This is a genomic window from Agarivorans sp. QJM3NY_29 (assembly GCF_050870835.2).
Lineage (GTDB): Bacteria > Pseudomonadota > Gammaproteobacteria > Enterobacterales > Celerinatantimonadaceae > Agarivorans.
Genome location: NZ_CP194036.2, coordinates 2529921 through 2553628, shown reverse-complemented (window position 1 = coordinate 2553628; position 23708 = coordinate 2529921). Strand labels below are relative to the sequence as shown.

Annotated in this window: 21 protein-coding genes; 18 read left to right on the top strand and 3 right to left on the bottom strand. The window is 43.4% G+C overall.

Going from position 1 to position 23708, the window contains the following annotated elements:
* Window positions 1-10: 10 nt before the first annotated feature.
* Window positions 11-1780 carry a sigma-54-dependent Fis family transcriptional regulator gene (locus tag ACRRS0_RS11725; RefSeq protein ID WP_432453026.1) on the top strand — a complete coding sequence of 590 codons (1770 nt, stop codon included), beginning with the start codon at window positions 11-13 and terminating at the stop codon, window positions 1778-1780.
* 259 nt (window positions 1781-2039) lie between these two features.
* On the opposite strand, the gene metG is transcribed toward ACRRS0_RS11725, so the two are convergent.
* The gene (metG, locus tag ACRRS0_RS11720) at window positions 2040-4091 is read right to left on the bottom strand and encodes a methionine--tRNA ligase (protein WP_432453028.1); all 2052 of its coding nucleotides are present in this window, start codon (window positions 4089-4091) and stop codon (window positions 2040-2042) included.
* Between the two features lie 472 nt (window positions 4092-4563).
* Here metG and udk point away from each other — a divergent pair, with 472 nt between their 5' ends.
* From udk to ACRRS0_RS11705, 3 genes are all read left to right on the top strand, one after another.
* Window positions 4564-5208, top strand: a complete 645-nt coding sequence (gene udk / locus ACRRS0_RS11715; protein ID WP_432453029.1) for a uridine kinase — start codon at window positions 4564-4566, stop codon at window positions 5206-5208.
* A 109-nt stretch (window positions 5209-5317) separates the two neighbouring features.
* Window positions 5318-7198, top strand: coding sequence for an AsmA family protein (locus ACRRS0_RS11710; protein WP_432453030.1), 1881 nt, complete (start codon window positions 5318-5320; stop codon window positions 7196-7198).
* Between the two features lie 110 nt (window positions 7199-7308).
* Window positions 7309-7740: a low molecular weight protein-tyrosine-phosphatase gene (locus ACRRS0_RS11705; RefSeq protein ID WP_432456178.1), complete on the top strand. Its 432-nt coding sequence runs from the start codon at window positions 7309-7311 to the stop codon at window positions 7738-7740.
* Between the two features lie 76 nt (window positions 7741-7816).
* Here the strand turns inward: ACRRS0_RS11705 and rne are convergent, their stop codons facing one another.
* A complete protein-coding gene (rne, locus tag ACRRS0_RS11700; protein WP_432453031.1) occupies window positions 7817-11065 on the bottom strand; it encodes a ribonuclease E in 3249 nt (1082 codons plus the stop codon).
* A gap of 414 nt (window positions 11066-11479) precedes the next feature.
* Between rne and rluC the strand changes: the two genes are divergently transcribed.
* Entirely contained in the window at window positions 11480-12430 is a 951-nt protein-coding gene (gene rluC / locus ACRRS0_RS11695; protein ID WP_432453032.1) for a 23S rRNA pseudouridine(955/2504/2580) synthase RluC, read from the top strand.
* A 50-nt stretch (window positions 12431-12480) separates the two neighbouring features.
* Here rluC and ACRRS0_RS11690 read toward each other — a convergent pair whose 3' ends face one another.
* Window positions 12481-13065: a Maf family protein gene (locus ACRRS0_RS11690; RefSeq protein ID WP_432453033.1), complete on the bottom strand. Its 585-nt coding sequence runs from the start codon at window positions 13063-13065 to the stop codon at window positions 12481-12483.
* A 130-nt stretch (window positions 13066-13195) separates the two neighbouring features.
* On the opposite strand from ACRRS0_RS11690, the gene yceD reads away from it, so the two are divergent.
* The 13 genes from yceD (at window position 13196) to ACRRS0_RS11625 (ending at window position 23529) form a co-directional block, all read left to right on the top strand.
* A complete protein-coding gene (yceD, locus tag ACRRS0_RS11685) occupies window positions 13196-13726 on the top strand; it encodes a 23S rRNA accumulation protein YceD (protein WP_432453034.1) in 531 nt (176 codons plus the stop codon).
* Between the two features lie 12 nt (window positions 13727-13738).
* Complete coding sequence (gene rpmF, locus ACRRS0_RS11680; protein WP_432453035.1) at window positions 13739-13912, top strand: 50S ribosomal protein L32; 174 nt, start codon at window positions 13739-13741, stop codon at window positions 13910-13912.
* Between the two features lie 11 nt (window positions 13913-13923).
* Window positions 13924-14949 carry a phosphate acyltransferase PlsX gene (gene plsX, locus ACRRS0_RS11675; RefSeq protein WP_432453036.1) on the top strand — a complete coding sequence of 342 codons (1026 nt, stop codon included), beginning with the start codon at window positions 13924-13926 and terminating at the stop codon, window positions 14947-14949.
* Between the two features lie 7 nt (window positions 14950-14956).
* The gene (locus ACRRS0_RS11670; RefSeq protein WP_432453037.1) at window positions 14957-15916 is read left to right on the top strand and encodes a beta-ketoacyl-ACP synthase III; all 960 of its coding nucleotides are present in this window, start codon (window positions 14957-14959) and stop codon (window positions 15914-15916) included.
* A 15-nt stretch (window positions 15917-15931) separates the two neighbouring features.
* The gene (fabD, locus tag ACRRS0_RS11665; protein ID WP_432453039.1) at window positions 15932-16861 is read left to right on the top strand and encodes an ACP S-malonyltransferase; all 930 of its coding nucleotides are present in this window, start codon (window positions 15932-15934) and stop codon (window positions 16859-16861) included.
* A gap of 12 nt (window positions 16862-16873) precedes the next feature.
* Window positions 16874-17608, top strand: a complete 735-nt coding sequence (gene fabG / locus ACRRS0_RS11660; RefSeq protein WP_432453041.1) for a 3-oxoacyl-ACP reductase FabG — start codon at window positions 16874-16876, stop codon at window positions 17606-17608.
* 164 nt (window positions 17609-17772) lie between these two features.
* Entirely contained in the window at window positions 17773-18009 is a 237-nt protein-coding gene (gene acpP / locus ACRRS0_RS11655) for an acyl carrier protein (RefSeq protein ID WP_016403339.1), read from the top strand.
* A gap of 75 nt (window positions 18010-18084) precedes the next feature.
* On the top strand, window positions 18085-19329 hold the full coding sequence (gene fabF / locus ACRRS0_RS11650) for a beta-ketoacyl-ACP synthase II (RefSeq protein ID WP_432453042.1): 1245 nt from the start codon (window positions 18085-18087) through the stop codon (window positions 19327-19329).
* 80 nt (window positions 19330-19409) lie between these two features.
* Window positions 19410-20192, top strand: coding sequence for an aminodeoxychorismate lyase (pabC, locus tag ACRRS0_RS11645; protein ID WP_432456179.1), 783 nt, complete (start codon window positions 19410-19412; stop codon window positions 20190-20192).
* Window positions 20185-21174: an endolytic transglycosylase MltG gene (gene mltG / locus ACRRS0_RS11640; protein WP_432453043.1), complete on the top strand. Its 990-nt coding sequence runs from the start codon at window positions 20185-20187 to the stop codon at window positions 21172-21174. Before pabC ends, mltG begins: the two co-directional genes overlap by 8 nt.
* The gene (tmk, locus tag ACRRS0_RS11635) at window positions 21175-21807 is read left to right on the top strand and encodes a dTMP kinase (RefSeq protein WP_432453044.1); all 633 of its coding nucleotides are present in this window, start codon (window positions 21175-21177) and stop codon (window positions 21805-21807) included.
* Window positions 21808-21820: 13 nt separating this feature from the next.
* A complete protein-coding gene (locus tag ACRRS0_RS11630) occupies window positions 21821-22756 on the top strand; it encodes a DNA polymerase III subunit (RefSeq protein WP_432453045.1) in 936 nt (311 codons plus the stop codon).
* Window positions 22750-23529 (top strand): TatD family hydrolase, encoded by a 780-nt coding sequence (locus ACRRS0_RS11625; RefSeq protein WP_432453046.1) that lies wholly within the window; start codon window positions 22750-22752, stop codon window positions 23527-23529. The genes ACRRS0_RS11630 and ACRRS0_RS11625 overlap by 7 nt, the downstream gene beginning before the upstream one ends.
* Window positions 23530-23708 lie beyond the last annotated feature (179 nt).

The following is a 23708-nucleotide window of genomic DNA, read 5'->3' as shown; positions in this document are numbered from 1 at the left end:
GAACAGTGTTATGAGCGTAAAGTACCAACTGCCCAATTCACTTAATGCCTCTTGGTTAAGAAGCCAAAATGCGGGCTTATCGGAGAGTTATTCACCAGACGAACTTCGTTTAGCCAAGGCTGAATTAAAAATGCGCCACCAACGGTATGACGATCTGATTCAATTAGTAAAAACTTATGCCTATCCATTATTTGAGCAATTGATGGCCCACACGTCTTGTCGATTGATTTTGTCTGATATAGATGGTTTTGTGATTGATCATTGGGGAATAGACAAGTTCGCCGATAAACTCGCGAATGTGGCTCTTGAGTCTGGTGTGAACTGGTTAGAGCAGTATAAAGGGACCAATGCCATTGGCACCGCTATCGCGATCGGACAAGCAGTATCTGTGGTTGGTGAACAGCATTATATTAAACACCATCGCTTTATGAGCTGTAGTGCCTGTCCAATCTTTTCTCCACAGGGCGAGATGGTCGCAGTGTTAGATATCACCAGTGAACAACAGCGCCATAACCAACAAGCTATGTCTTTAGTTGCGAGTCTCGCCCAACAAGTTGAGATTGCCTTGCTGTGTCGACTCCCCCAAAGTGTTTACCGGATTGACTTAGCTGCGCAACCGCATTTGCTTCATTCTGGCTGGCAGGGGATTGTCGTGGCCGATGAAGAAGGTAAAGTATTGGGTCATAACCCAATGGCTCGCCAGTTGATCAAACAACTCGAAGTGGGCCAGAGTTTGACGACTCATTTAGGCGAGCAGTGGTTAAGCAAGGTGCGCTCAGCTAACTTGCGCTTACATATGCAGACTAAAACCTTAAGCACACCTAAATTTGTGCATGCGAGGCCTCCGGCACAGCCAAAACTTTCAGGTTTTAAAGAACCATCAATTCAACGCGCTTGGCTGCATGCTCTCAAGGTGATCGAGAAATCTATTCCTTTGTTAATTTATGGGGAAACAGGGGTCGGTAAAGAGCAATTTGTAAAACGTCTGCATCAGGCTAGCCAACGCGCGAATCACGTTTTACAAGCCGTGAACTGCGCGGCCTTGCCGCACGACTTAGTCGAAAGTGAACTATTTGGTTATCAAGCTGGTGCTTTTACCGGTGCCGCTCCAAAAGGCGCTTTGGGAAAAATTCGTCAAGCGGCAGGTGGGTTTCTATTTCTGGATGAAATTGGTGAAATGTCTTTATCGGCACAAACTCGTTTATTGAGAGTATTGCAAGAGCGTGAAGTGGTCCCGGTGGGTGGACATCAAGCGATTGCGGTCGATGTTCAAGTGGTTGCCGCTACCCACGTAAATTTGAAACAACGAGTACAGCAGGGATTATTTAGAGAGGATTTATATTATCGTTTAAATGGATTTCAGCTAACTTTACCAGCATTACGCGAGCGTCGAGATATTCAACAGATGATCGAACAGATCCATTTGCAGCATTGCCATGCAGGTCAACGTATTTGTCCTCAGTTACTGGCTATTCTCTGCGCATATCAATGGCCGGGAAATCTGCGTGAATTAGATAATTTTATGCAGGTTGCTTGTTTGATGGCGGAACATCAAAAGTTATTACAATGGGATGATTTACCGGAGTCTCTGCAACAGCAACTTGGTCATCCAGCTGAAGATAGACTTTCTGGAGAGGTGGGTTTAAAGCAGACGATTGATGAGAATATCCTACAGGTTTATCAACGTTGCCATGGCAACATTAGCCAGAGTGCCAGACTGCTAGGGATCAGCCGTAATACGCTTTATCGAAAATTACGACGTTTAAAACATAGTCGTTAATCGTTTTGTTAATACTAATTTGGTTGGTTATATGACCAACTTATTGCGTAGAATAAATCTGCCGATAAACAGGTATGAAGGGCGTAACTAGTCGCTTTAATCATAAGGTTCATCATGCAGTGAACGGTGATTTAGGCAGCAACAATGAACCGACAATTAGTTATATTGTTATAAGGCAAGTGTCACTTATTTTAAAGATAAAAAATCCGAGCCCTTAGACTCGGATAGAACCATTGATTGATGACCAATCGTCGGTAAATTACATGACTCGCATGCCCGGTTGAGCACCATCATCGGGACTTAAGATCCATAAATCTTTTCCACCCGGTCCAGCGGCTAACACCATACCTTCAGAATTACCAAAGCGCATTTTTCTAGGTGCAAGATTTGCCACCATTACGGTTAACTTACCTTCTAGGTCTTCAGGGGAATAAGCGGATTTAATCCCCGCAAATACCTGGCGATTTTCACCACCAATATCGAGTTCGAGGCGAAGCAGCTTTTCGGCTTTTTCCACATGTTCCGCTTTAACGATACGAGCGATCCGTAAATCAATTTTTGCGAAATCATCAAAACTGATAGTTTCTGCAATTGGTTCAATTTCGACAGACTTGGCCGGTGTCGCGGTTTCTGTTTCAGTGGTGGTTTGGCTCGATGCCTGTAAGTTGTCTTTTGAGGCCTCAACCATGGCTTCAACTATGCTCATGTCGATACGTTGCATCAAGGCCTTAAAGCTTTGTATTTCACAACCCACCAAGTGCTCGCCAATTTCATTCCACTTCAATTCAACATTGAGGAACTTTTCCACTTTAATTGATAGTTCTGGGAGAACCGGTTTGAGGTAAGTGATCAGCACTTTAAATAAGTGGATCCCCATAGAGCAGACTTGATGCGCACGCTCTAAGGTGTCTTCTTGTTTGGCAAGTTGCCATGGTGCTTCTTCGGCAATATATTGATTAGCTTTATCAGCCAGCGCCATAATTTCTCGCATCGCCTTACCAAACTCACGATCTTCATAGAGTGCGGCGATGGTTTGCTCTGCATCGGTAAATTCTTTTAATAAGCCCGGATTAATCAGTTCGCTAGACAAACGGGAGTCAAAACGTTTACTAATAAAGCCAGCAGTACGACTGGCGATGTTGATCACCTTGCCAACTAAATCGGAATTAACCCGCTGCGCAAAATCTTCAAGATTTAAATCTAAATCATCGATTTTATTGTTTAATTTGGCTGCATAATAGTAGCGTAAATACTCAGGATCTAGATGATCCAAATAAGTGCGCGCCTTAATAAAGGTACCACGAGACTTAGACATTTTGGCACCATTCACCGTGACGAAACCATGCGCGTAAACACTGGTTGGTTTACGGTAACCTGCACCTTCTAACATTGCCGGCCAAAACAGACTGTGGAAGTAAATAATGTCTTTACCGATGAAGTGATAAACTTCTGCTTTTGAGTCTTGGTTCCAATAATGAGCAAAATCTAAATCGTCACGTTTGTCACATAAATTCTTAAAGCTGCCCATATAACCAATCGGCGCATCGAGCCAAACATAAAAGTATTTATCGTCGGTCTCTGGTATTTGGAAACCAAAGTACGGTGCATCGCGACTGATGTCCCATTGTTGCAAGCCTTGTTCAAACCATTCGCTTAGTTTGTTAGACATTTCATCCTGCAGCGATCCAGATACAGTCCAATCTTTCAGCATTTTCTGAAAGGCTGGCAAATCAAAGAAGTAGTGCTCGGAATCTTTGAGGACCGGTTCGGCACCTGAAACTACCGATTTAGGTGAAACTAGATCAGCTGGGCTATAGGTTGCGCCGCAATTATCACAGTTGTCGCCATTTTGATCGTCGCTGCCACATTTAGGGCAGGTTCCTTTAACAAATCGATCGGGCAAAAACATGTTTTTCTCAGGGTCGTATAGTTGAGAAATAGTCCGCGTTTTTATGTGACCGGCTTGGTTCAATCGACTATAGATATCTTCTGATAAAATTTTATTCTCAGGGCTGTGCGTAGAGTGATAGTTATCAAACGCAATGTTGAATTCTTTAAAGTCGGCACTATGTTCGCTATGAACCTGATTGATCATTTCTTCAGGGCTAATGCCCATCTGCTGAGCTTTTAGCATGATTGGCGTTCCGTGGGCATCATCGGCACACACATAAGTGCAGGTATGACCGCGTAACTTTTGGAAACGAACCCATATATCCGTTTGAATATATTCTAATAAATGGCCAAGGTGAATGGGTCCATTGGCATAGGGTAAAGCGCTGGTGACCAGAATTTCTCGTTGTTCGTTTGTCATGTGATCTACTGTAAGCTCAGTCAATAAACAGGGGAATCAAGGGATGTAATACTACCTTAAGCAAAGGTTTATGCCTAGAGGCTGTTGGCCTTTGAAGCTTGGTTTACAGTCGTTTATGGATGATTAGAGCACGGCTGTTCCTCTCTAATCTAGTAATCCAGATGAATTCTCAAAAAATGCTGTATTTATGAGCAATCTACACTTCGTTTCATCTAATTGTGCTCAGTGCTTTGTGATATAGATGAATTGATATGACTTACGATATAGCGCTTAGTCATGATGCTGCTTCAAGGGGCAATTTATGAACGCTATTGCCGCGAAATAGTGCACCACCTAAAATTCAAACTGTTCGCTGGTATGAGCAGAGGGAAGGGCGTTTAATATATGATAAATCACTGATACAAAGCGATTAGTCTAATGACTAATCGACGCTTACCACCTATAATTGCGGCAAAAATTTTAGGTCAATTCAATGCAAAATCAAAATCATCATGTTGTCGTTATCGGGATATCGGGGGCGTCTGCATCCGGTAAAAGCCTATTTTCTAAAACGATAGTAAGTGATATTCGTAATGAACTCGGTGATAGTTGTATTGCAGTTATCAATGAAGACAGTTATTACAATGATCAGAGCCATATTCCAAGGGAAAAGCGTAAACTGACCAATTATGACCACCCTAAATCGATGGATCACGCCTTATTAGCAACACATTTACAAGCGCTTAAACAGGGGCAAACCATCGAGCGCCCGCAATACAATTACACAGTCAACAATCGAATGAGCGAAACAAAAACTGTGTGGCCGACTAAGATTATTGTATTAGAAGGTATACTTTTGTTTACCGACCCAGCGATTCGAGAACAACTGGATATCAGTATTTTTGTCGATACACCTTTAGATATTTGCCTGGCTCGTCGTATTCAGCGAGACATTAAAGAGCGAGGTCGTACTCTCGATTCGGTATTGGCTCAGTATCACAACACGGTACGACCAATGTATTTGCAATTTATTGAACCGTCCAAGCAGTATGCCGATGTGATTGTGCCTCGTGGCGGTAAAAACCGAATCGCGATCGATATTATTAAAAGTAAAATACGTCATTTACTGGGATCTTGAGTGCTATTCACTTGTTTTACTAAACAAAGTACACGCAGTATCACAAAGTTTATTATTATCTAATTGTCATTTACATATTATTCAAGCGCTTTTATAAGTAGGGAAAGTTATGAAGAAGTTGCTATATGGCTTTATTGCTATCGTTGTGTTGCTGCTCGTTGTGGTAGTGATTGCTGTCTCTTTGGTTGATACCAACGATGTTAAACAGCTTATTGTAAGTAAGACCAAGGAGGCCACTGGCAGAGAGCTGGTGATTGATGGCGATTTATCTTGGCGTTTTTTCCCAAGTATTGGTTTTCAGTTAGGCTCGCTTCATTTATTAGATCATCCTAACTTTGGTCAAGGGGAAACATTGAGCATTGACGGTGCAGAAATGTCGGTCGCACTCATGCCCCTATTTAGTAAGACTATTGATTTGGGTGAGATTTCGCTTTCCGGTTTATCTTTTCGTTATCAAACCAATGCTGACGGCTCAAGCAATTTGGATGATTTGACCAAAACTGGCGACGCAGCATCTCAAACAGAGCCGTCGGTCAGTCAAGCTCCTAGCGAGCAAGTCGCAACGGAAGCAGCAAGTCCTTGGAATATCAGCTTATCGGGACTTGTGATTAAAGATGCCAACATTGAACTGATTGATTTAAAAACTAATAAGACACAAAAAGTAGGCCCAATTGACTTTAAGTTAGAGGGTTTAGAACTTGGTAAAGACAATCGTTTTGAATTGACCAGCCAATACAGCGACGGAGAGTTAAGTTTAATACAGCAAGCTCACGGCATTTTGTTTGTCACTAAAGATTTTTCAAGTTTGTCAGTGAAAGACTTAGACAATAACCTTGAAATAAATGGTGATGCGATTCCGAATGGTAAAATGAATATTCAGTCTAACCTGAACTTGGAATACTTGGTTTCACAGAAAATAGCCGAACTATCTTCATTGAACGTCGATATTGATGGTAAGACTCAACTTAGCGGTAGCAGTCGTTTACAGCTTAGCGATGCCATACCAAGTTTGAGCTTTAACCTGATGATCCCATTACTAGATACTTCTGCGTTCATTAGCCCTAGCCAAGACGCTCAACAAACTGATGCGGTTAAAACTTCGCCTGAGCAGACTCCTGGCACTGAACAGGAACCTGATCTGAGTGCGCTTAAAACAATTAATCTCGACGGGCGTTTGACCATTACGAAGCTGCAGCACCAAAAATTACATTTGGAAAATATTAAGCAGCACTTAGTCATTAAAAGTGGCGTGTTAAGCCTTAAGCAGTTAAGCGCAGATCTTTATGGCGGCAAATTGGATAGCAGCGCGCTTGTGAATGGCAATGAGAAGCAAGCGAGTTATTCAATGTCGGCTAAATTGTCTGGAGTGAAAGCTCAGCCTTTGTTAAGTGATGCCGCTAACTTTGAGTTTGTTGCTGGAAAATTAGATGTCGACCTTAACCTAAAAGGTAAGGGGCTGACTTCGATGGCGGTCAAGCAGCGGATTAGTGGACCGATTAATGCGACTTTTAGTGACGGTGCAATTTATGGCATTAATATTCCACAAATGATCCGAGCTGCAACGGTATCCTTAAAAGGGGGTGATAAGCAACAAGCTCAACAAGAGCAAAAAACTGATTTTAGTGAACTGGTTATTCATACCAAACTCGGTCAGTCATTGGCTTCGGTTACTAAGGCTCAAATGGTATCCCCCTTATTAAGGGTTGATGGCAAAGGGAAAACTCATTTAGTTAACGAAAGCTTAGATTTTAGTTTTATTACCAAGGTTGTTGCCAGTTTAGAGGGACAGGGGGCTTCTAATGATTTAGCAGGTTTAGATATTCCTTTGAAAATCAGTGGATCTTGGACGCAACCAAAAGTGCAGTTAGATATGAAGAAATTACTTGAAGGCCAAGCGAAGGAAGCACTGAATAAAGAGTTGAATAAAGCCTTAGGTGGAAAAGAAGGTAATAAAAAATTATTGGATAGTTTAGGTAGCTTCTTTAAATAGAGGCATACATTATTACCAATGGAATAGAACTTTTATAATGGTCTGATGGTGCGAGTAAAGGGAACTGAGTGGATAAATTAAATGGTGTCAAATCGATTCTTGTTGTTTGTATGGGCAATATTTGTCGCTCGACAACCGCAGAAGCGGTACTCAGAGAGAAATTTAAACAGCAAGCGTTGAAGGTTAAAGTTGATTCGGCTGGCACCACCGATTACCACCGTGGTGATAAGCCAGATCCTAGAGCGATGAGAGTTGCAGAGGAGAAAGGCTATAACTTTAAAGGGATCCGTTCGCGTAAGGTTGCTGATAAAGATTTTACGAAATTTGATTTGATTCTTGCATCGGATAAAAAAAATCTTAGTTACTTGCAACAACATTGCCCTAGTCATTATAGCCACAAGTTAGCGCTGTTGTTGCCCTCTGGTGGTCTGGATATCGAAGAAGTACCAGACCCATATTACGGCAGCGTACAAGGGTTTAAACAAGTTTTGGGACTAATAGAGCAAGCTAGCGATGGCCTCATTACCAGACTAAAACTTTAAAGACCAACGAATCTATAAAAATAGATGTATTAAAAAAGGCCAGCATATGCTGGCCTTTTTGTTATACCGTTTAAAACTATTTATTCGGCTTCGTCATTGGGCTTTGTGACGAACTGGTTGAACTGCTGCTTGATATGCGTCGCGTCCCAGTTTTAATCGGCTTACGAACATAAGGTTTTTTCACTTCTTCCTGCACAGGGGCTGACCTTACTACCGGAGCTGCAGGTTTTGCCATAGCAGCAGAAGCGCTGCCCTTGGTGTCGACAGGGCTAGGCTTTAGTTTCCCGCGATTACTACGTTTCGCTTTAACAATCGCTTTTGCCGGTGCTTCGGCTTTCACTGTTTCCACAGGCGCTTCAGCTTTCGCTGTGTCTGCAGGTGCTTCAGCTTTCGCTGTGTCTGCAGGTGCTTCAGCTTTCACTGTTTCCACAGGTGCTTCTGCTTTCGCTGTTTCTGCAGGTGCTTCAGCTTCCGCTGCTGCTGCAGGTGCTTCAGCTTTCGCTGCTGCTGCTGCAGGTGCTTCGGCTTTCGCTGTTTCTGCAGGTGCTTCGGCTTTCGCTGCTGCTGCAGGTGCTTCAGCTTTCGCTGCTGCAGGTGCTTCAGCTTTCGCTGTTGCCACAGGCGCTTCAGCTTTCGCTGTTTCTGCAGGTGCTTCGGCTTTCGCTGCTACAGGTGCTTCAGCTTTCGCTGTTTCTGCAGGTGCTTCAGCTTTCGCTGTTTCTGCAGGTGCTTCAGCTTTCGCTGTTTCTGCAGGCGCTTCAGCTTTCGCTGTTTCTGCAGGTGCTTCAGCTTTCGCTGTTTCTGCAGGTGCTTCAGCTTTCGCTGCTGCTACAGGTGCTTTAGCTTTCGCTGCTGCTACAGGTGCTTCAGCTTTCGCTGTTTCTGCAGGTGCTTTAGCTTTCGCTGTTTCTGCAGGTGCTTCGGCTTTCCCTGTTTCTACAGGTGCTTCGGCTTTCACTGTTTCTGCAGGTGCTTCTGCTTCTGGGTAACGTGAATCGACGGCTTCTGCGTTAGTTTCCGCTTTTGGTAAGTCATTAAAGCGTTTACGCCCAGCATTGCTTGAAGAACGACGACGGCGTTTAGGTTTAACGACTTCTGCTTGTTCAGTCTCAGTTGCGTTTAGCGCATTTTCAAGTGAAGTCGATTCCGCCGCTTTTGCCTTTGCCTTTGCTTTTGGTGTAATCTCTTGACTAACCTTTTCTGCAACCGATGCATTTTGGCTGAGTTCTTCGGATACTTCAGTTGTCATACGCACTTTTTTACGCAAATTACGACGTTCTCTACGTTCTTTTACGCGTTGCTCTTTTGGTGCAGCCGCTTCTTTTGGCGCTTTAGATACTTGCGATTTTTCTGCAACGGCAGTATTCGAAGTGTTTACGCTTGCTTTTGCTTCATCGTTTAGTGCGTTGTTGCGTCCACCTTTATTATTCCGCGGTTCTTTACGGCGACGGTTGTTGCTGCTGTTTTCGCCGCGGCTGCGTTCTGTTCGCTCTTGGGTTTTGCCATTACGCTTATCATTTCGAGGATTATTGCGTCGAGGATTACGCTTGTCCTTCTCATTCGACTGACTGCGTGGCGCTGGTTTAGCAGCCGGTGCTTCTTCGGTTTTAAATAGGCCAGAAATAAAAGCAACGATACGGGCGCCCAGAGAAGGTCCGCTGGTTTGTTGGACTTCAGCTTTAGGGCTCTTAGCTAAAGGCTTAGGCGCTGCAGTCGGGGCAGGGGCCGCTGGAGCAGAAAAGCCTTGTAAAACGGGTTGTTCTGCCTCAGTTTTTTCCTTGGCTACTTGGTTTGGTTGATATACCGGAGATGGATTTTCAGCGGTCAATTGATAACTGGTTTCTTGAGTCTCTTCGCCACTACGAACCCGAGTCACATCATAATGTGGTGTTTCCATGTGCTGATTTGGGATAATAATCAAGCGAACATCATGACGTTTTTCTAGTTTGTTAATCGCGACCCGTTTCTCATTCAATAAATAAGCGGCGACTGGCACTGGGACTTGAGCGTGTACTTCAGAGGTGTTTTCTTTTAACGCTTCTTCTTCAAATAAACGGAGGATCGAAAGCGCCAAAGATTCATTATCTCGAATAGTACCTTGACCACTACAACGAGGACAAATGTGGGTGCTAGATTCCCCCAAAGAAGGGCGTAAGCGTTGTCGAGACATTTCCAATAAACCAAAGCGAGAAATTCGACCAATTTGCACTCGCGCACGATCTTGACGGATGGCGTCACGGAAGCGATTTTCGACTTCTCGCTGATTTCTAACAGGTGTCATATCGATGAAGTCGATAACCACCAAGCCACCAAGGTCACGCAAACGAAGTTGACGAGCTATTTCATCTGCAGCTTCTAAGTTGGTTTGTAAGGCTGTTTCTTCAATATCTCCGCCTTTTGTCGCTCGGGCCGAGTTAATATCAATAGAAGTTAAGGCTTCGGTCGGGTCAATTACAATGGAACCGCCAGAAGGAAGGCGAACTTCACGCTGAAATGCAGACTCAATTTGTGATTCGATCTGATAATGATTGAACATTGGTACTTCGCCTTCGTAGCGTTTCACGCGATTAACGAAGTCGGGGCGAACCAAGTCGATATGTTTTTTCGCTTGTTCAAAGATAGTTTTGTTATCAATTAAGATCTCACCAACATCGCGACGAAGGTAATCACGAATAGCCCGAACAATCACGTTACTTTCTTGGTGAATTAAAAATGGGGCTTGTTTTGACTTGGATGCATCAATAATTGCACCCCAATGATTAAGTAGAACTTTTAGGTCCCACTGTAATTCTTCAGCTGACTTACCAACACCTGCAGTACGAACGATTAAGCCCATACCTTTAGGTAGCTCTAATCCGTTCATCGATTCTTTTAATTGGGTTCGCTCATCACCTTCGATACGACGAGATATGCCTCCGGCACGCGGATTATTTGGCATTAAAACCAGATAGCTACCCGCCAAACTTATAAAAGTGGTCAAGGCCGCGCCTTTGTTGCCACGTTCTTCTTTATCGATTTGAACGATGACCTCTTGGCCTTCCTTGATCACTTCCTTAATACTGGGGCGGCCTTGATAAACATAGCCTTCGGGGAAGTATTCTTTAGCTATTTCCTTCATGGGAAGGAAGCCATGACGTTCTGCGCCATAGTCAACAAATGCAGCTTCTAAACTAGGCTCTACGCGAGTAATTTTACCTTTGTAGATATTCGCTTTTTTCTGTTCGTGACCAGGACTTTCTATGTCTAAGTCGTATAGCCGCTGGCCATCGACCAATGCAACGCGCATCTCTTCTAGCTGCATTGCATTAATTAACATTCTTTTCATTTATATTGCCTTGGGGTTTGTTTGATTAAAACAACCTCACAAGCAGCAATTAACCTGCCTTAAATGGCCAGACCCTGTGTTTTTTGTTAGAGCGATTAGGTAACCTCTCGGTTAGCTACTCTAATCCTTAGGGCGCATTTTGGCGCTTTTATAAATAATAAGTGCCGCAAAAAAGTCTTGCAGAACTGAAAAATCTATTCTATATAGCGTTGATTTAAGGCAAGTATTTTTGATTGCCTATCAGGTTGCTATGAAAATTCTTACTATCAAGCTTTGCGTTTTTTACAAAAAATAACAGCTTGAAGTTGGTGCCAAATTAGGAAAATGTTTAAAAACGGGCACTTTAAGCCTGTTAAATATAGCAAAGCTATATTTTTCCATCAAATTATTTATGAACATGTTACACTTTTTGCTATGAATACCGAAAATAAAGCGGTTCAGATGGTCACGGTAAGTGACGACGAGGCTGGACAAAGAATAGATAACTTCCTCCTAAAGCGGCTAAAAGGGGTTCCTAAAAGTCGTATTTACCGTATTTTACGCAAAGGAGAGGTTAGGGTTAACAAAAAGCGGGTAAAGCCCGAATATAAGTTACTAACTGAAGACTTGGTCAGGATCCCGCCGATTAGGGTCGCGGAGCCGAATAGTTTACCTTCAAATAAACTTAATCAAGTGACTCAACTCGAACAACAAATTATCTATGAAGATGATTATTTGTTAGTTTTGAATAAACCCTCTGGGATGGCAGTACACGGTGGCAGCGGATTAAGTTTTGGTGTGATTGAAGCACTGCGCTCATTGCGCCAAGATTGCCGCTATCTGGAATTGGTGCATCGCATCGACCGTGATACATCGGGATTACTGGTTGTCGCGAAGAAACGTAGCGCGTTGCGAGAAATGCATCGACAGTTAAGAGAGAAGCTTGTTCAGAAGGACTATCTCACTTTAGTTCATGGTCAGTGGCCTAAAGGAACTAAATCGGTAGACGCGCCACTGCGAAAGAATGCCTTGGCTTCTGGCGAACGTGTTGTGGTGGTTGACCCAATGGAAGGGAAACAATCTCTTACTCGCTACAAAATAGAACGACGTTACACCGATATGACCTTGATGAAAGCCAGCCCGGTCACCGGACGAACTCATCAAATCCGTGTACATAGCCAATATGCAGGGCATAGTATTGCTGGTGACGATAAGTATACGGATAAGAAACTCATCGCCGAAGTTGCCGATATCGGCTTACATCGTCTATTTCTGCATGCTTGGCAGATCCGCTTTGAACATCCAGGCACTCAACAGCAAATGCAGTTGACTGCGCCATTAGATCCTAAGTTACAAGCGGTTTGCGATTGTTTAAAGCCGATTTAGGTGAAGTGAGGGAGGTGAGCCTCCCTTTGGCTTTTGCCTGCCATCTATTGCTAAACCAGCAATGTGAAGCCCTGAGCCTCAAGTAAAGCACATAGCTTAATTAACGGTAATCCGATTAAGCTATTTGGATCATCTCCGCGTAGGTGTTTGAACAATACAATACCCGTACCTTCGCTTTTAAAGCTGCCCGCACAATTATAAGGTTGTTCGAGCTGAAGATATCGTTCGATGAGCTCAATGCTTAAATCTCTGAATTTAACTTCAAAGGGTTCAACCAAGCTATTCATTTGTTTATTTTCACTATTATATAAAGCCATGCCGGTATAAAAGGTAATTGTTTGACCGCTGGCTTCAGTGAGTTGCTTAATTGCAGTTTGGTGATCCCCTGGTTTGCCGACAATCTTGTGGTTAATACAGCAAACTTGGTCGGAGCCTATAATCAAATGTTGCTGAAATTGAGACTCACCAGCTATCGCTTTTTGTTCAGCTAGGCGCTTAACCAAGTGCTCGGCTGTTTCATTTGCGAATGGTGTCTCATCTATATCGGGATTGAAAGTGCTAAACTCAGGAACGATTTTCTGAAGTAACTGTTTTCTGAACGGGGAGCTCGAGGCAAGAACTAGGCGATTTTTCATCGTTTTTTAACCAAAAATGAGAGAACGATGATTTTAAACACAATCTTCAGCAATGGCGATGCTTTAAAGCCATGAAAAAAGCAGAATTTGTTTTGACTATCGCTAACTGTAACTATATTATGCGCGCCTTATGCAGAAAGTGAAATTACCAGTAGAGATTGACCCGTTTAGGGCGGCTAAGCGAAAGTTAGACTATCAAGGTACTCTTGAGGTTAAGCGTTTGCCCCGTCTAAGCGAAGCAAGCTTGAAAGTGAATAGTGATGTAGACGTCTGGTTACGCTTTGAAACTGACCCTCTTGGGTTGGTTGTCGTTCAAGGCAGAGCGTTAACTGAGGTGGAGTTGGAATGCCAACGTTGTGGTGAAGCGTTTAGTTACGCCATTGATGTTGAGTTTACCTATTCGCCAGTCTGCGATGAATCGCAAGTGGAAGCGTTAACTGAAGATTACGAACCACTACAACTTAATGACGATAACTACTTTGTTGTGCAAGAGTTGATCGAAGACGAGCTATTATTGGCGTTACCGATTATTCCTAGACATTCATTAAGCGATTGTTTAGTGAAAGAAAGCGAACAAGTATTTGGCGAGATTGAGGAAGTAGAGGAAGAATCGAAACCGAATCCATTTGCAGTGTTAGAAAGTTTAAAAAAGAAAGACTAGGAGACTGGGTCAATGGCTGTTCAGAAAAGTAAAGTTACACGTTCAAGACGTGGCATGCGCCGTTCACACGACGCAATTGAAAACAATGTTGCATTAACAACTGACGCAACTTCAGGTGAACTTCACCGTCGTCACCATGTTACTGCTGACGGTTTCTACCGCGGTAACAAGGTAATCAACAAGTAAATTTTTGCATTTTGCAAAAAATTACAATTGCAGTTGATGCAATGGGGGGCGATGTTGGCCCCCATGTTACAGTGCCTGCCGTTGCGCAGGCACTTAACTATTACCCTCATCTTAATATTATCTTAACTGGCGACAAGCAGGTGGTTGAGACTTTGCTCGTTAGCCACAAAATCAATCTTCACCCTCGATTCAATTTTATTCATACCTCACAGGTAGTGAGTGCGAATGATAAACCGTTAATCGCACTTCGTTCCCGTCGACATTCATCGATGCGCCTTGCCTTAGACCTAGTTCATCAGCGCCAAGCTGATGCTTGCATCAGTGCCGGTAATACTGGTGCTTTAATGGCGATGGCCAAGGTTGTGCTAAAGCTGCTTCCGGGGATCGAACGCCCTGCATTGGTCAGTCATTTACCCGAGGAAAATGGGCGAGGCAGTTTATTATTGGATTTGGGTGCGAATTCGAGTTGTGACTCCGATGTTTTAATGCAATTTGCCCTAATGGGTTCTGCTTTGGCCGAGAGTGTCTGGGGAATGACTCGTCCACGGGTTGCATTACTAAATATTGGTGAGGAACAAATTAAGGGTAACGATGTCGTAAAACAAACGGCCCAACTTCTTGAAAACTTAAACGCAATAAATTATATCGGCTTTGTCGAAGGTAATCAGTTATTTAGTGGTAAGGCTGACGTGATCGTGTGCGATGGTTTTGTTGGTAATGTTGCACTAAAAACAGCGGAAGGTGTCTCTCAGCTGATACTGTCAAAATTAAAAAACCAATTTGATGTAAATTGGTTTGCGCGTTTTGTACTCAAACTATTTCTTCCGAGTTTTAAAACTCAGTTAAAACAACTGAACCCCGACCAGTATAATGGCGCCAGTCTGTTAGGATTGCGCGGTATTGTGATTAAAAGTCATGGTCATGCCGATGAACAAGCATTTCTTCAAGCTATTCATCAAGCGGTTGCCGAAATACAGCAACAAGTTCCTAGCCGTATTACCGACAAACTTGAATCATTATTAATTGATAAGCATTAAATCATTTATGTACTCAAAAATTTTATCTACCGGTAGTTACCTACCAATTAACGTGAGAACCAACTCTGATCTTGAGCGCATGGTAGAGACGAGCGATCAGTGGATCACTGATCGTACAGGGATTAAAGAGCGTCGAATTGCGGGTAACGATGAGTCTGTTGCAGACATGGGATTTTATGCAGCACAGTTGGCAATTGAGCGTGCAGCTATTGACAAAAGCAACATTGGCTTAATCATCCTTGCCACGACTTCAAGCGAAAATGCATTTCCCGCTGCGGCCTGTGAAGTGCAAGCTAAATTGGAGTTACCCGGGGTTCCCGCTTTTGATATCGCCGCAGCTTGCGCAGGTTTTACCTATGCACTGAGTGTTGCGGACCAATATATTAAGAGTGGTCTTGTTAAAACCGCGTTAGTTATCGGCGCAGACAAGTTGTCTCATATGTGTGATCCCGATGATCGTTCCACCATTATTCTTTTCGGCGATGGTGCTGGCGCAGTTCTATTGGGAGCAAGCGAAGAACCCGGAATTTTGTCTACTCATATTCATGCTGATGGTCGATTTGGTGAATTGCTTAAATTACCTCATCCACGCCGTGGTATGTCAGGCTCTACCATGGAATCATATATGAGCATGAGTGGTAATGAAGTATTTAAAGTTGCCGTGACTCGCCTCAGTGAAATTGTGACCGATACATTGCAGGCAAACGGAGTCGAAAAATCAGCATTAGATTGGTTAGTTCCTCACCAAGCTAACTTTAGAATTATTAAAGCCACAGCCAAAAAGCTCGCTATGCCGATAGAGAAAGTTGTGTTGACTTTGGACCGACATGGTAATACTTCGGCGGCATCAGTGCCGATTGCTTTAGATGAAGCGGTAACCGATGGTCGCATTCAACGCGGGCACCTTGTATTATTAGAGGCCTTTGGTGGCGGTTTTGCATGGGGCAGTGCCCTAGTTAGATTTTAACAATTAGGATAGAAGATGAATAATTTAGCATTCGTATTTCCAGGCCAAGGTTCACAAAGTGTGGGCATGTTGGCTGAATTGGCGAACGAGTATTCTGTGGTAGTGGATACCTTAAAACAAGCATCTGAAGTTCTAGGCTATGATTTAGCCGAACTTATTGCGAATGGGCCTGTCGAAGATTTGAATGTTACCAGTCGTACTCAACCTGCATTATTAGCCACATCAGTCGCCCTATGGCGACTTTGGCAGGAACTTGGTGGCACAATGCCAAGCTTATTAGCTGGACACAGCTTAGGCGAGTATTCAGCCTTAACTTGCGCCGGTGTATTAGATTTTGCTGATGCACTGAAGTTGGTTGAATACCGTGGCCAGTTGATGCAACAAGCTGTTCCTGCTGGGGTTGGTGCCATGTCTGCAATCATTGGTTTAGGTAATCAAGACATTATTGATGCTTGCGAGAAAGCTGCGCAAGACCAAGTGGTGACAGCGGTTAATTTTAACTCTCCGGGTCAAGTGGTTATCGCCGGGCACAAAGAAGCAGTCGAGCGAGCCAACGTATTATGTAAAGAAGCGGGTGCAAAAAGAGCCTTGCCATTGCCGGTAAGCGTACCGTCTCACTGCGCGTTAATGCAGCCTGCAGCCGATGAACTAGCAGGCTATATTGAAGGGATTCAATTCTCTGAGCCCAAATTCGACGTGATTAATAACGTTGATGTTGCCATTGAGAAAGATGCCAAAGCGATTAAATTAGCGTTAATTAAGCAGCTTTATAGCCCGGTACGTTGGACTGAAACCATCGAAGCCATGGCAGCCAAAGGCATTGAAACTGTATATGAGTGTGGTCCGGGCAAAGTATTGACTGGATTGGTAAAACGAATTCATAAACCATTGGTAGCAGCGACTATTAATGATTTGACATCGATTAAGTCTGCATTAGATAAGTAACGAGGAATATTGATGACTTTACAAGGTAAAGTAGCACTAGTAACGGGAGCCAGTCGTGGAATTGGTCGCGCAATCGCCGAAACGTTGGTTGCCAAAGGCGCTATCGTTATTGGTACCGCAACATCGCAGAAAGGGGCGGAGTCAATCGGTGACTACCTCGGAGAGCATGGTACAGGGCTCGCTTTGGATGTAACCTCCAGCGAATCTATTCAGCAGTTGTTTATCGATATTAAAGCAAAATATGGTGATATCGATATTTTGATCAATAATGCTGGGATTACTCGCGATAACCTGTTGATGCGAATGAAAGATGACGAATGGGAAGACATAATCAATACTAATCTCAGCTCTATCTTTCGTTTAAGTAAAGCGGTATTACGCTCGATGATGAAAAAACGCCATGGGCGTATTATCAGCATCGGCTCCGTTGTTGGCACGATGGGGAATGCGGGTCAGGCAAATTATGCGGCTGCGAAAGCCGGTGTACTTGGTTTCACCCGTTCTTTAGCGCGCGAAGTTGCCTCTAGAGGGATCACCGTAAATGCGATTGCTCCTGGTTTTATTGAAACAGATATGACTCGGGCACTTGACGAGAATCAACGTGGTGCTATCTTGTCGCAAGTGCCTATGGGCCGTTTAGGTGATGCTGAAGAGATTGCAAAGACGGTTGCATTTTTGGCCAGCGACGATGCTGCTTATATTACCGGTGAAACCATTCATGTGAACGGCGGAATGTACATGGTTTAAGCAATGGCTTAAAAAAAACGCAAAAAATTGATAGATCGCAAGTTTTTCATAAAAATAACTACGAAAAATGTGGTTAGACCACTACGGTTAGGCTTGCAAAGTATCTCGGTTTGAATACACTATCGCAACAACGCAGAAGCGTATTACTAAGGAAAAATATTGTCATGAGTGCAATTGAAGAACGTGTTAAAAAAATCATCATTGAGCAACTTGGTGTAAGTGAAGACGAAGTTAAAAACGAAGCGTCTTTTGTTGATGACCTAGGTGCTGATTCTTTAGATACAGTAGAATTGGTTATGGCTTTGGAAGAAGAATTTGATACTGAGATTCCTGATGAAGAAGCTGAAAAAATAACTACTGTACAAGCTGCAATTGATTACGTTCTAAATAATCAAGATTAGTTAAAAAGTGGGCGACATAGGTCGCCCATTTTGCATCCCCCTAAGATAAGTAAATCCCCCCTTGGAGGCATTTCAGTGACTAAGCGTAGAGTCGTTGTTACTGGTATTGGTGCGTTATCACCAGTAGGTAATACCGCTGAATTAACTTGGCAGGCACTCAAAGCAGGCCAAAGTGGTATTGGGCCAATTGAGCATTTCGATATATCCGCATTTCCCACCCGTTTTGCTGGTCTCGTTAAAGACTTCAATGTAGAACAGTTCATGAGTAAGAAAGATGCTCGTAAAATGGACGCGTTTATTCAATATGGTGTCGCTGCTGGCATCATGGCTTTCGAAGATTCGGGTATTGAAGTCTCCGAAGAAAACGCTGACCGGATTGGTGTATCAATTGGTTCGGGCATTGGCGGATTAGGCTTAATTGAGCAAAATCACGAACATTATTTAAAAAATGGACCGCGTAAAATTAGTCCGTTTTTTGTTCCATCAACCATTATCAATATGGTAGCTGGGCATCTTTCTATTATGAAAGGCCTTAAAGGACCGAACATTGCGGTTACAACAGCCTGTACCACAGGCGCTCATGCTATTGGTTTGGCTGCCAGAATGATCGCCTATGGCGATGCTGATACGATGGTGGCTGGCGGTGCTGAAAAAGCATCAACTCATTTAGGTATGGGCGGTTTTGGTGCTGCCAAAGCGCTATCCACTCGCAACGATGATCCATCAAAGGCGAGTCGGCCTTGGGATCAGGATCGCGATGGTTTTGTATTAGGCGATGGCGCTGGCGTGATTGTGCTTGAAGAATATGAAGCGGCAAAAGCTCGTGGCGCTAAGATTTATGCAGAGCTCGTTGGTTTTGGGATGAGTGGTGACGCTTACCATATGACATCTCCACCAGCTGACGGTGATGGTGCTGCACGTTCGATGGCAGCAGCGATTAAAGATGCCGGCATTGATGCTGCGGATATTGATTACATTAATGCCCACGGTACCTCGACTCCGGCAGGTGATATCGCAGAAACTCAAGCGGTGAAAACGGTATTTGGTGAACATGCTAAAACTGTATTGGTTAGCTCTACTAAATCGATGACCGGTCATCTATTAGGTGCCGCAGGCGCTGTTGAAGCGATTATTTCTGTATTAGCAATCCGTGATCAAATCGCTCCGCCAACCATCAACTTGGAAAACCCAAGTGAAGGTTGTGATTTAGATTATGTGGTTGGTCAAGCACGCGAAGCTAAAATCGATTACGCTTTATCCAATTCTTTTGGTTTTGGTGGCACCAACGGTTCGTTAGTATTTAAGAAAGTTGACGATTAAACTCACTTCGATACTATGAAAAATTGAAAGCCTGATGTTCATATCAGGCTTTTTTATGTTTAGGGGCATCACAATTGAAAGTGGTTAACGTTAATAGTCATGATCGTGGTTTAAACTATGGAGATGGTTTTTTCACCACGGTGTTAATTGCTCAAGGCAAACCTGTGTTATGGGATTACCATTGCCAGAGACTGGTAGCCGCGCAACAACAATTGGGATTTCCACAACTTGATTTAGATAGTCTGTACATAGAACTATTAAGTCGAATTGAGCATCCACATGCGGTTGCAAAAATATTGATTTCCCGAGGTGTCGGTGGGCGAGGGTATGCAATTCCAGACAAAGTTGAACCGACGCTGCTTATTTCGATGTCTGCTTACCCCGAGCATTATACATGTTGGCAACAAGATGGCTTAAGTTTAGGGGTGGCCGGCCAACGCTTGGCAGCTGGCTGTAGCTTTTCTTCCATAAAGACGCTCAATCGTTTAGAGCAAGTGATGTTACGTAAGGAAGCGGATCAATCTAAGTTTGATGATTTGATTTGTCTGGATATTTTTGATCACATGATTGAATGTGTATCTTCTAATTTATTCTGGTTAAAAGGAAATACGCTATATAGTCCTGATCTCAAGACGGCTGGTGTCGCAGGGATCCAGCGTCAGTTTCTGATGGACCACTGTCATCATTCGCCTTACAAATGGCAGGTAGGCCAATTTCAACTTGATGAACTCGCAGCAGCAGATGAAATTTTTATTAGCAATGCCGTGCTCCAGTTTGCACCTATAAAACAGTTCAATGAGCGAGTATTCACAGAGCATCATGCTTGTCGTTGGTTTCAACAGTTGGTAATTCGTTTTGCGTAAATTTTTTATTAGCGTCATGCTGTTAGCCATGTTGGTAAGCATTGGCTTTATAAGTTTCAAACATTTTCTGGAACAACAATGGAACCAAGAGAGGAGCAGCCAAGTGGCATTGCTTGCTGTTGAGCCAGGCGATAATTTTTATAAGATGGCTAACTTGGCATTTACTGATGCCGAGCAAGACAATTGGTGGTTAAGGTTTTGGATTAAGCTCAATCCACAATTTGGGAAGATAAAAGTTGGTCACTACCAACTGGCTAAACAGCTTAGCTATGCGACGCTTAGTCAGTTGTTAACGAGCGGTAATGTGGTGCAGCTGAAAGTAAGTTTGATTGAAGGGGAAACCTTTAAACAATTTTGGCAAAAGTTAAACCAAGCCGAAGGCATCAAATCGAGTTCGAAAACTGAGCAAGAACTAGCCTCTTGGTTGGGCAGTGAACGGAGCAAGTTAGAAGGTTTGTTGTTACCGGAAACCTATTTTTACGTCCACGGCACTTCTGCGGAAGAAATTGTTAAACGAGCCTATTTAGCTTTAGACAAAACACTGCTTGCTCATTGGCAGCTACGGGATAAAAATTTACCTTTAGCCAAACCCTATGACGCGCTTATTTTAGCCTCTATTATTGAAAAGGAAACGGGCGCAAAATTCGAGCGTCCGCGAATTGCATCGGTATTTATTAACCGTCTAAATAAAGGCATGCGTTTACAAACCGATCCTACGGTTATTTATGGCATGGGGGACCGTTACGATGGTAATATTCGTCGTAAAGATCTACGTGAGGCTACCGAATATAATACTTATGTAATTAAAGCCTTACCGCCCACACCGATAGCGATGGCGAGTGAAGACGCTATCGCTGCAGCCTTAAACCCTGAACACACCCAATATTTATATTTTGTCGCGAAGGGTCGTGGTGAACATTATTTTTCAAAATCGCTAGCAGAGCACAATCGTGCTGTACGTAAATACATTTTAAAGAAGTAGATGATGACTCCTGGAAAATTTATTGTAATAGAAGGCTTGGAAGGCGCAGGTAAAAGCAGCGCAGTTAGCGCGATTAAAACGGTCCTGAATCACCGTGATATCCCATTTATTAGCACCCGAGAGCCCGGTGGAACGCCAATTGCTGAAGCCCTACGAGACATTGTGAAGCAGGGGATGGCAAACGAACATGTATGTGATAGTACGGAATTGTTGCTGATGTATGCCGCGCGCGCGCAATTGGTAGAAACGCTGATCCGTCCCGCTTTAGCGAACGGTACCTGGGTTATCGGTGATCGCCATGACTTAAGTTCACTCGCCTATCAAGGTGGCGGGCGAGAGCTGGGAATGGCCAAGCTAAAAGCGATTAAGCAGATTGCAATTGGTGATTTTGAACCTGATCTCACCTTGTACTTAGATATTGAGCCGAGTTTAGGTTTGAGTCGAGCCCGCCAGCGCGGGGAGCTCGATCGTATCGAGCAGCAAGATTTGAGCTTCTTTGAACGTACTCGAGAAGTTTATCTACAGCAAGTTGCAGAAAAAGAGAGCATCATGCTTATCGATGCCAGCCAAAACATGGAGCAAGTCGCCGCGTCCATTACGGCGATACTTATCCAATATGTAGATAATATCTAAGCGAGAGTCATTTATGAGTTTGCCCTGGTTAGGCCCAATTTGGAAGCAGTTAGCTTCACAGCTACAACAACAGCACTTTCCTCAATCCATACTATTAAGAGGAGAGAAAGGCCTGGGCAAGCAGCAAATGGCACAATTTCTTGCGAAAACACTGTTATGTACTGAACAGACTCACCAAGCTTGTAATGCTTGTCATAGCTGTCAGGTATTTGAGGCGAATAATCATGGTGGCTTGTATCAGGTGAATCAAGACAAGCCAAAGCTTGATGATATTCGAGCGCTTAGCGCTTGGGCGGGCCAAACTAGTCACCTCGGGCCACATAAGGTTGCTATTATTCACGATATTAGCTTACTCAACGATGCTTCTAATAATGCCTTATTGAAAACACTTGAAGAACCTGTTGATGGCACCTTTTTCATACTCATTAACCACTTACCGTTTAAAGCGATGCCAACCATTCGCAGTCGTTGCCAATCATTTAACCTTCCAACTCCACCACTTGAGTTAGTCAAAACTTGGCTGGTGAAACAAAAAATAAGACTCGATGAAAATTTTCTGCTGATACACCGTTTTTGTAATGGTGCGCCGTTAATCATGGCTGAGTTTTATCGCCAGCAATCACTGAAAGATTTACAGCTGTTTTTAACGCAGTACCAGCAGATGGTTCATGGTCAAACACATAAACTCGGCGATATAATACAAAAACAACCGGCACAACTATCATGGTTAGGCCATACGCTGGCTTTAAGCAGCAGTATTCGTGGAGGATTACTTAATCAAGCATTGTTCCCACAATTACCAGTCAAGCAGTTATCAGCTTCAACCTTAAACAAAGCCTACCAAGATTGGTTATTGTTGGTGAAACAGCTAGAATCATTTCCAAGTTTAAATCTTGGCCAGCAGCTCTACCCATTATTCAATCGATTTAAGGAACCCGTTTCGTGTTAGTTGACTCTCATTGCCACTTAGACCGATTAGATTACCCAGGCAAACATAACAATGTCGCCGATGCTTTAAGTAAAGCGAAACAAGCGGGGGTCGATTATTGTTTGGCGGTTGCTATTTCGCCGGATAAGTTTCCGGCGATGATGGAAAAAGTCGAACAATTCGATAATGTATTTGCCTCTTGTGGTATGCATCCATTGTATGTTCAAGAGCAAGCCTTCGATAAAGCTTTACTCGCTCAATATCTTCAGCAAGCTAAAGTGGTTGCTGTGGGTGAAACTGGCTTAGACTATTTTTATGCAAAAGAACATAAAGAGTTACAGCAGACTGTATTTATTGAGCAGATCCAATTAGCGGTTGAATACAACAAACCTTTAATTGTGCATACTCGTGATGCTCGAGACGATACCCTACGTTTATTGGCTGAGCATCGGGCAGAGCAATGTGGCGGTGTATTACACTGTTTTACCGAAAGTTTAGAGATGGCTCTCGCGGCCATCGAAATGGGTTTTTATATATCAGCGTCTGGCATTATTAGTTTTAATTCAGCAAAAGAATTACAAAAGACCTTTAAGCAGATCCCCCTCGAACGTATTCTCGTTGAAACGGATAGTCCTTACTTAGCGCCGATCCCACATCGCGGTGAAGAGAACCAACCAGCCTATACCCGGGTGGTAGCGGAGTGTTTAGCGAATATCAAAGGCATCAGTTTTGAGCAAGTCGCAGAACAGACCAGTCATAATTTCTTTGAGTTATTTAGTTTAGCTAAACCTTAAAAAGACATCTCCACTCTAATCCTTGAGTGGAGAGTAGGGGAAGGGCTCTTTAAAGAGCCTTGCGCTAATAATCATTTAATTCCAATCTAACTAATTATCTGTTCATTTTTGTTGGCCCAAATCACTGCTAACGGGGTTATGTATCTTGTAGTTAGAGTCACTAGTGACTTCACTTCATG